9 protein-coding genes are annotated in these 8698 nt (G+C 39.4%); 4 read left to right on the forward strand and 5 right to left on the reverse strand.

The window, feature by feature from the left end:
* Positions 1-921, reverse strand: a 921-nt coding sequence (locus ACZFYI_RS10775; protein ID WP_462524137.1) for a quinone oxidoreductase family protein, incomplete at its 3' end; no start/stop codon positions are given.
* A 49-nt stretch (positions 922-970) separates the two neighbouring features.
* The gene (dnaB, locus tag ACZFYI_RS10780; protein WP_462524138.1) at positions 971-2560 is read right to left on the reverse strand and encodes a replicative DNA helicase; all 1590 of its coding nucleotides are present in this window, start codon (positions 2558-2560) and stop codon (positions 971-973) included.
* Positions 2561-2816: 256 nt separating this feature from the next.
* On the opposite strand from dnaB, the gene ACZFYI_RS10785 reads away from it, so the two are divergent.
* Both ACZFYI_RS10785 and ACZFYI_RS10790 read left to right on the forward strand, forming a co-directional pair.
* Positions 2817-4190 carry a UDP-N-acetylmuramate--L-alanine ligase gene (locus ACZFYI_RS10785; protein ID WP_462524139.1) on the forward strand — a complete coding sequence of 458 codons (1374 nt, stop codon included), beginning with the start codon at positions 2817-2819 and terminating at the stop codon, positions 4188-4190.
* Positions 4190-4996 carry an exonuclease domain-containing protein gene (locus ACZFYI_RS10790; RefSeq protein WP_462524145.1) on the forward strand — a complete coding sequence of 269 codons (807 nt, stop codon included), beginning with the start codon at positions 4190-4192 and terminating at the stop codon, positions 4994-4996. The genes ACZFYI_RS10785 and ACZFYI_RS10790 overlap by 1 nt, the downstream gene beginning before the upstream one ends.
* Before the next feature lie 78 nt (positions 4997-5074).
* Here ACZFYI_RS10790 and ACZFYI_RS10795 read toward each other — a convergent pair whose 3' ends face one another.
* On the reverse strand, positions 5075-5878 hold the full coding sequence (locus ACZFYI_RS10795) for a M48 family metallopeptidase (RefSeq protein ID WP_462524140.1): 804 nt from the start codon (positions 5876-5878) through the stop codon (positions 5075-5077).
* Positions 5879-5977: 99 nt separating this feature from the next.
* Between ACZFYI_RS10795 and ACZFYI_RS10800 the strand changes: the two genes are divergently transcribed.
* Positions 5978-6457, forward strand: a complete 480-nt coding sequence (locus ACZFYI_RS10800) for a DUF4442 domain-containing protein (RefSeq protein ID WP_462524141.1) — start codon at positions 5978-5980, stop codon at positions 6455-6457.
* Positions 6458-6749: 292 nt separating this feature from the next.
* Here the strand turns inward: ACZFYI_RS10800 and ACZFYI_RS10805 are convergent, their stop codons facing one another.
* Complete coding sequence (locus ACZFYI_RS10805) at positions 6750-7502, reverse strand: hypothetical protein (RefSeq protein WP_462524142.1); 753 nt, start codon at positions 7500-7502, stop codon at positions 6750-6752.
* Positions 7503-7569: 67 nt separating this feature from the next.
* Positions 7570-8253, reverse strand: a complete 684-nt coding sequence (locus ACZFYI_RS10810) for a DUF6503 family protein (RefSeq protein ID WP_462524143.1) — start codon at positions 8251-8253, stop codon at positions 7570-7572.
* Between the two features lie 81 nt (positions 8254-8334).
* Here ACZFYI_RS10810 and ACZFYI_RS10815 point away from each other — a divergent pair.
* Positions 8335-8698: glutamate--tRNA ligase family protein (locus ACZFYI_RS10815; RefSeq protein WP_462524144.1), on the forward strand; the 364-nt coding region annotated here is incomplete at its 3' end.

Here is an 8698-nt window from a genome sequence, read left to right on the forward strand (position 1 = left end):
AAAAGTCCTGTCAATCAGTGGAGAAATTTTATTTTCATTGACAAAATCCAACATATTCTCAAAATCTGAGTCATTACCCATGGTGCTTCCAATCAATTTGATCTGATTCCAAAATAGTCTCCTACCGTCAAATCCGGTTGGATTTCCACGGGTAGCACCATAAAATATGATTCTTCCTGCCGGCTTTACTGCCTTTATGAGGTTATTTAAAGTATCTCCCATGGCACTGTCTAAAATCAGGTTAAATCCGCCACACTCAGATACGGCTTTTTCAGACCAATGTTCCTCATTGTAATTGAAACCACCCGAACAGCCTAATTCAATGGCTTTCTGAATCTTTTCACTACTGCTGCTGCTAACAAATACTTTTGTACCGAGGCTTAATGCAAACTGAACTCCAAATTGTGCAACTCCACCTCCAAAACCTGTGACCAAAATTTGGTCATTGGGCTGAATATTTCCCTGACGGAACAAAGCCCTAAAAGCAGTAACACCTCCCAATGGCAAGGCTGCAGCCTCATCCCAATTCAAATGATCAGGTTTGGGATGAATCCTGCTTGATTTCACCTGAACAAATTCTGCCAAAGTCCCATGTTCAGGCATGCCCATGATTTTGAAGTTTTTGGCCTGCACATTTGAATTTTCTCCCCAATCTGAAGCAGGATTGATAATTACTTCCTTTCCTATCCAATCAGGATCAACTTCTTTGCCTACTTCAACCACGATTCCAGAAGCATCCGAACCCAATATAATACCATCATTTAAATTGGCATATTTACCCTGACGACACCATTCATCCCTATGATTAAGTGCTGCGGATTTGATTTGAATTTTGACTTCATCTGAGGTCAAGGCAGGCAAAGTAATATCAACGAATTCTAAACCTTCAGTGAGCTTTCTATTAAGAACGATGGCCTTCATTTTGGGAGAGTTAAATTGAAAAATGAAAATGAGCTATTTTCTGAGCCGATTAAAATGGCGCAGGTTTATTACTTCCGAGGCCACCGGGAAAGGTGTCATCCAAATCTCCTCCATTTGCCTTGCTAGAAAGTCTAATGGTATTTCCTGATTCAAAAGCCTGTCCTGAAGAACCACTTGGGAATTTGTGGCCATAAAGTGGTTCGTTTGGTTTATAAGGAATATTCATTTCCAAATCTGTAAACTTGGTGTATTTTCCTATGAATCTAAGCTTGACGGTATCCAAGGAACCATTTCTATGCTTGGCAATGATGACTTCTCCAACTCCTGCAGTTGAATTTCCATCCTCGTCTTCAGTGATTCCATAATATTCAGGCCGATAAAGGAACATTACCATATCTGCATCTTGCTCGATAGCTCCAGATTCCCTCAAATCCGATAATTGTGGCCGCTTGTCCCCTCCCCTGGTTTCCACAGCCCTTGACAACTGAGACAATGCTATAACAGGAACGCTCAATTCTTTGGCTATTTTCTTCAATGCCCGTGAAATACTTGCAATTTCCTGTTCCCTGTTTCCACCCTGACCTCCTGACTTGTTATCCCCAGACATCAATTGCAGGTAATCGACAACAATCATCTGAATATCATGCTGGGCTTTGAGTTTTCTGCATTTTGCCCTCAGTTCCAGAATCGAAAGAGCTGGAGTATCATCTACAAAAAGTGGTGCTTTTGATAATTTACCGGTTTTGTGAACCAATTGCTCCCATTCATATTCAGCAAGATTCCCCTTTTTTATCTTTTCAGAATCCAATTCTGCCTCTGAGGAAATCAGACGGTTGACCAATTGTATCGAGGACATCTCCAAAGAAAATATCGCAACAGGTCTATTATGGTCCACAGCGGCATTTCTCAATACGGAGAGTACAAAAGCTGTCTTTCCCATCGCAGGTCTTGCAGCAATGATGACCAAGTCGGATTTTTGCCATCCTGAGGTAACCCTATCCAATGCGGTAAATCCGCTCGGAACACCTGTTAGACCGTCCTTTTGCCCCTTTTTAGATTCCAATTCTGTGATCGCTTCCTTGAGAATCGATCGCATATCGGAATAGTTCTTTCGGATATTTTGTTCTGAAATCTGAAAAAGCGACTGTTCCATTTTATCCAACAATTCAAAAACATCAGTCGTGTCTTCGAATGCTTCCCGCTGAACCTCTGAGGCAATGCTGATAATATCCCTTTTCATGGACTGTTCTGTGACAATCCTTGCATGGTATTCAATATTGGCGGCAGAAGATACCCTTGAGGTCAATTCGGTAATAAAAAAAGCTCCTCCAGCCATTTCCAATTGTCCTTTTTTACGCAATTGGTTGGTGACAGTAAGCAGGTCAATAGGTTGGCTATCGGAAAAAAGATCCAATATGGCGGAGAAAATTACCTTGTGGGATTCTTTATAAAAACTTTCGGGTTTCAAAATATCCACAACGGCTGTCAAAGCGTCTTTTTCCAACATCAATGCCCCCAAAACAGCTTCTTCCAAATCGGTCGCCTGAGGAGGTAATTTTCCCATGCCTGAAGTGAGACCCAAATCCGGTTTCCTTCTGTTGGTTATCCTGTCTTTTCCTGTAGGTTTATTGTCTGCCATAATAACAAAAGTAGGTCGTTTGGTGGTATGTTTTTAAACAAGTTATACACCTTGTTATCAACAAAAATGCTAACCTTTACATTATCAAACCTTTAGCAAGACAACGAATTGAAACAAGTTGAAATTATTTTTTCAACTAATTTTCGGCTCAATTTGGGCCAAGAAAATGCTTGGATGAAAAAATCCAAAATTAATCCCCAATCAGCCCTTTTCAGATTGCCTTGATTGATTACTTTTGAACCTTGCTGAAAAAACTATGTCTAAGAAATATCATTTTATCGCCATAGGCGGCGCAGTTATGCACAATTTGGCACTTTCTATGGTTGCCAAAGGATATGAAGTTACCGGTTCTGATGATGAAATCTATGAACCATCCCGAACCAGGTTGGAAAAAGCAGGTATTCTTCCAAGAGAAAAAGGGTGGTTTCCAGAGAAAATAAATGCTGACCTCGATGGCATTATTCTTGGAATGCATGCCCGTATTGACAATCCTGAACTTCATAAAGCCAAGGATCTGAATATTCCGATTTTCTCTTTTCCGGAATTCATCTATGAGCAAAGCAGGGATAAAAAAAGAGTGGTGATCTCCGGAAGTCATGGCAAAACCACCATCACTTCCATGATTCTGCATGTTTTGCAATATCACGGATTGGACTTTGATTACCTAGTGGGTGCACAGATTGAGGGATTTGACTTGATGGTCAAACTTTCGGATGCCCCGATAATCATCATTGAAGGAGACGAATACCTGACTTCGCCATTGGACAGAAGACCAAAGTTTTTTCATTACCATCATGACATCCTTCTCATGAGCGGCATTGCATGGGACCATTTCAATGTCTTCCCCACTTTTGAAAATTATAAAGAACAATTTGAAATATTGGTCAATATGACTCCTAAAGGCGGTACTTTCATCTATTGCCAGGAAGATGAACATGTCAATGCATTAGGAATAAAATGCGACCCTGACAATATAAATCTGATTCCCTATAAAGCACATCCTTACCAAATACGGAGTGGCAAGACATTTTTGATTTCTGAAAACAATGAAGTAGAAATCAACATTTTTGGAGAGCACAACCTCCAAAACCTACAAGGCGCACTTCATATCTGTGAATCTCTTGGTATTACCAAAGAACAGTTTTACGAAGCCATTCCAGAATTCAAAGGAGCGGCAAAAAGACAGGAAATATTGGCAAAATCAGATTCAGCCATCCTTTTCAGGGATTTTGCACATGCTCCTTCCAAACTGAAAGCAACTGTCAATGCAGTCAAAAAGCAGTTTCCCAACAGAAGACTTATTGCCGTTCAGGAATTGCATACATACAGTTCCCTGAACAAGGAATTTGTAGACAATTACGCACATACCTTCGACTTGGCAGATATAGCGGTTATCTATTTAAACCCAAAAGCCGTATCTTTGAAAAAGCTTGAACTGATGGATGAAGAAAGGCTTCAACTAGCCTTCAAGAGAAAAGACCTTATACTTTTCACAGAAATCGAAAAGCTTAAAGAATTTTTGGAATCCCAAAATTATCTCGCTACCAACTTGTTACTGATGAGTTCCGGTAATTATGATGACATGGACCTATCTATTCTCAAATCAAAAATCAATCAAATCCAATCATGATGAACCTAAATCTGAAAACACCCATTGCATTTTTCGATCTTGAATCTACCGGCATCAATATTTCTACAGACAGGATTGTTGAATTTTCTATATTGAAAGTACATCCCAATGGCAGACAGGAAATCAAAACATCACTCATTAATCCAACCATTCCTATTCCTGCTGAATCTTCGGCCATCCATGGCATATTTGATAAAGATGTCAAAGACTCCCCAACTTTCAAATCTCTTTCTAGAGAATTGTTCCAATTTCTAGAAGGAGCCGATTTGGCAGGTTTCAATGTTTTAAAGTTTGACATCCCTCTTTTGGTGGAAGAATTTCTAAGGGCGGGAATTGATTTTGACATTGAAAAAAGAAATATCCTTGATTCACAAAAGATATTCCACATGATGGAAAAAAGGAACCTGTCAGCAGCCTATAAGTTCTATTGTGGCAAAAGTCTAGAAAACGCCCACAGCGCAGAAGCAGACACAATAGCTTCTTATGAAGTTTTCAAAGCCCAGATGGAAAGGTATGAAGGTGAAGAAGCAGAAGACCTGCAGGGCAACAAATTAGGGGTTATCCAAAATGACATGAAGAAAATCCATAACCTGCTCAATGAAAAAATGGTCGACCTTGCCGGCAGGTTTATTTTCAATGAAAACGGAGAGGAATGCTTCAATTTTGGCAAGCACAAAGGGAAAACAATTGAAAATGTCCTCAAGGAAGAACCTTCCTATTATGATTGGATGATGAAGGGAGATTTTCCCTTGGACACAAAAAGAAAGTTTACCCAAGTCAAACTGAGAAGCTTCAATCAGAGGTAATGATTGGTTGATTGGTTAATAAAAAATGCAGCCTGAAATTTATCAAGCTGCATTTTTTGCTATAAATGAAAGAACCGATTAATTTTTGCTTTGTTCATAATATTCCAAAGCAATTGCCATTTGTTTATTAAGCTCATCTATTCTTCTTTTTGGACCTGGGTGGGTAGAAAGAAATTCAGGTGGTGCCTCACCGGATCCGGCTTTCTCCATTCTTTCCCAAAATGCAGGAGCTACTCTAGGGTCATATCCTGCCAAAGCCATAAAATTCAATCCCAATTGGTCCGCTTCCAATTCATGTTTTCTGCTAAAACTAAGCATTCCCAATTCCCCTCCGACACCGAAAGCCTGCAACATGAGGTTTTGAGTCAAGGTTGGGTTTTGGCCCATTGCAGCTTGGGCTGTTCCAAGAAGCCCATTCATAAGCATGCCATTTGACATCCTTTCCCTTCCATGATTAGCTATAGCATGGGCCACCTCGTGTCCCATGACAACTGCAATACCCGCCTCATCCTGACATACCGGAATTATTCCTGTATAGAATGCAACTTTACCGCCCGGCATACACCATGCATTTACAATAGCTTCTTGGATTAGGTTAAACTCCCATTGAAAACCCTGAAGTTCATTTTCAAGCCCATTGGCTTTCATATATTTTTCTACAGCGGAAGCGATTCGCTTACCCACTTTTACGACCATCTGCCCATCTGCGGTATTTGTGATGATCTTTCCTTCTTTAAGGACTTTATCATATTCCACAAAAGCCATTGGGAGTAATTCAGCATTGTCAACTAGGGCAAGTTGGGTTCTCCCACTCATAGGAACTTTGGCACAGGAATAAACCAAAATTCCCAAAGCCATTAAAAACACTATCTTCTTAAACATACATTCTAATTTTAATTCGAAATTGACCAAAAAAGATGCCATATCAAAAACGGTATCCCAAATTTTTACTTAATTTGATGACCATTAACCTGATAAAAGATGACCCCCGAGGCAAAAAAGCATATAGACCGCATGAGCAATCCATTTATTTTTTGGTGGGCAATGTTGTTCAAATTACCCTCAGCTGTCTTTTGGAGATTGAAAATCAAGCATTTGTCCTTAGAAAAATGTGTGGTCACCATTCCTTATTTCTGGAGAAGCCAAAACCCATTCAAATCAATTTACTTTGCTGCAATGGCCGGGGCAGCGGAATTGAGCACTGGAGCACTTTGCCAGGTCAGCTTGGCAGGAAAAGGAATTTACAGCATGTTGGTGGTTGATTTTAAAGCGGAATACCATAAGAAAGCCAATCAAACTATAACATTTGTCTGTGATCAAGGTAAGGAACTTGGGAAGTTGGTCAATGAATTGAATCCTGGCGAAAGCAATACTATAACCATGATATCCACAGGAACCAATCCAAACGGAGAAATGGTAGCCCGATTTTTTGTCACCTGGTCCATTAAAAGAAAAGCATAAAAAATACTTTGGTAAGGTATAAAGATATTCAATGCTTTAATACACTTTTGAATGAAACTGATTTTCTACATTTAGAGTATATGAAATTAAAAAATGCCTATCGAAAAAACTTTACAAAAAAGTCCTGGTTCTCGGAATACAATATACTCTCATAAGCTTAAATTCAAGTTTTGTGGACAGGAATCCAGGCACCAATTATAAAGTCGTGTTAAAGCGAATAAGGCAAAATTCAAGGTTTACCCAATTACTGGTTTAAGTTCATAAAGACCGCTTTTTAAAGGAGCGGTTTTTTTTATTCGTAATCTTCTTTCCTTTTGTATCCGGTCCTACTATCCAAAAAATCGATCAGCAATTTTTCCACTCTTTCCCATTCCATACCTACGAATTGATGGTCGATGTTTTGAAGGTTAAACTCGATAATTAAGCCGTCTAAGTCTGAATCAGTCAGGTTGTATTCATATTTTAAAGCCGCCATAACAGAATCAGACTGTATCAGTTTTAGATAATCCTCTTGGCTCGCCAAAAAAGCCAATTTGCGGGCATATTGCCTTTTCTGCCTTTCACTTTTCATAAAATAGGAAATTGGTCCATCCAGGGTCAAACCTGGTTGAAGGGATGGATTATTGGCCAATCCAGTATATATTTTACCCGGTCCCGCAGGCCCATCTGTTAAGCTTCTCATGGTTGAAAGATTCCCGGCTTTAAAAGGGATCACAATTTTTTCTCCGTAAAGATCGTACCTCGGTAGTGTCCTGGCATCTAAATAAATGTCAGTCAGAATGTGTTTGTCCTCTCCTGCAATCAAAACTTTGGGAATGTAATAGTTCTTTGAAATCAAAATGGAATCTCCGGGTACTGCTTTGACCCTGAAATATCCCCTTTCGTTGGTAAGGCTACTATCACGGTTTTGGAGGTTGATTACCCAGACTTTATCCAAAAAGCCTTTGTCCAGCCCGTCAAGTACATTTCCTGTCAAAACTTGGGACAATGTTTTGATTTGGGCTGAAGCAAAGAAAACCAAAAGAACAAGCAGGATTTTTTTCACAGTTCGAATTTAGCCCTGGCCCATGAGTTTGAAAAATTTCAATGGTTAAAAGATATTAATCCGGCTTTTACATTGGTGAGTCTTCGGTTTTCAAAAGGAAATCAGTTCCCAAAAACTCTTCGTTTTCGGTCCTATACCAAGACCGCTGTGCCGGAATCTTCATCTCTCCTACGATAATTTCTTCATTGAGATAAATGATTTCCCCTATTTGCTTTTCTTCGTCCTTATAGAATTTGTAAGCCATGACGGCGTAGGTTTCCGGATGTAAGTAAAAATACCATATGTCTTTTTCATAGGGAACACGGACTACAAAAGATGAAACCCCATTAAAATCTTCAACTATATATTCTTTGTCAATCTCAGTTCCAGGGTCCATCAACTTCATCGGCAATCCCCAAAGATATCCATAATAATTACGTAACATCAAGGCTCTTTCACAGTCTTTGCTCCCTGCTGTGGAGGAAACACAATCCTCCCCATTAACCTCATATACAAGGTTTTCACCGCTGTTGATATACTTAAAATAATTTTTGGGAAGGTCTATGTGAACTGTGTATTGTCGGGAGGGCTTTCCAGGACGGGAATCTGCAAAATAAAAAACCTTGTTCAATTCTTGCCATTGCCCCTTTGGATCGTGGTATTCAATGGATTTTTGAATTAACTTACTTCCTGTTAGTTTTGAGTCACATGATTCCAAACTAAAAACAAGAATAGCGATTGCAGTTAAAGAAAAGAGATGGAGGTTTTTCATGATCAATTCATGGCTATAAATAAAACTCCAAACTAGTTACAAAAAAGAATCCAAAATACCTTACCAAATCAATACCTCCCCATGTCTGAATTCAAATTGACAAGATTTGCACCCACTCCCAGTGGATTTCTTCATATTGGAAATATCTATTCCTTTATCGTCACCCATCATTTGGCCCAAAAACGCGGGGCAAAAGTTTTGCTTAGGATAGACGATCTGGACCGTGAAAGGTACAAGCCTAGGTTTGCACAAGATATTTTTGATACCCTTGATTTTTTGGAAATTCCTTATGACCAAGGTCCCAGGAATGTAGAGGATTTTGAAAAAAACCATGCTCAGATCCACCGATTGCCTTTATACAACAAAGCACTAGAGGAATTGAAGGACAAAAAAATTCTTTTTGCCTGTGACTGTAGCCGAAAAAAAATTGGAAAAATGAATCCGA

The organism is Aquiflexum sp., assembly GCF_977115555.1.

What these genes read in the sequence shown, in the direction of transcription:
- ACZFYI_RS10785 (WP_462524139.1), top strand. Translation starts at nt 2,817, where the DNA reads ATGTCTAAGAAATATCATTTTATCGCCATAGGCGGCGCAGTTATGCAC.
- dnaB (WP_462524138.1), bottom strand. Translation starts at nt 2,560, where the DNA reads ATGGCAGACAATAAACCTACAGGAAAAGACAGGATAACCAACAGAAGG.
- ACZFYI_RS10810 (WP_462524143.1), bottom strand. Translation starts at nt 8,253, where the DNA reads ATGAAAAACCTCCATCTCTTTTCTTTAACTGCAATCGCTATTCTTGTT.
- ACZFYI_RS10790 (WP_462524145.1), top strand. Translation starts at nt 4,190, where the DNA reads ATGAACCTAAATCTGAAAACACCCATTGCATTTTTCGATCTTGAATCT.
- ACZFYI_RS10800 (WP_462524141.1), top strand. Translation starts at nt 5,978, where the DNA reads ATGACCCCCGAGGCAAAAAAGCATATAGACCGCATGAGCAATCCATTT.
- ACZFYI_RS10795 (WP_462524140.1), bottom strand. Translation starts at nt 5,878, where the DNA reads ATGTTTAAGAAGATAGTGTTTTTAATGGCTTTGGGAATTTTGGTTTAT.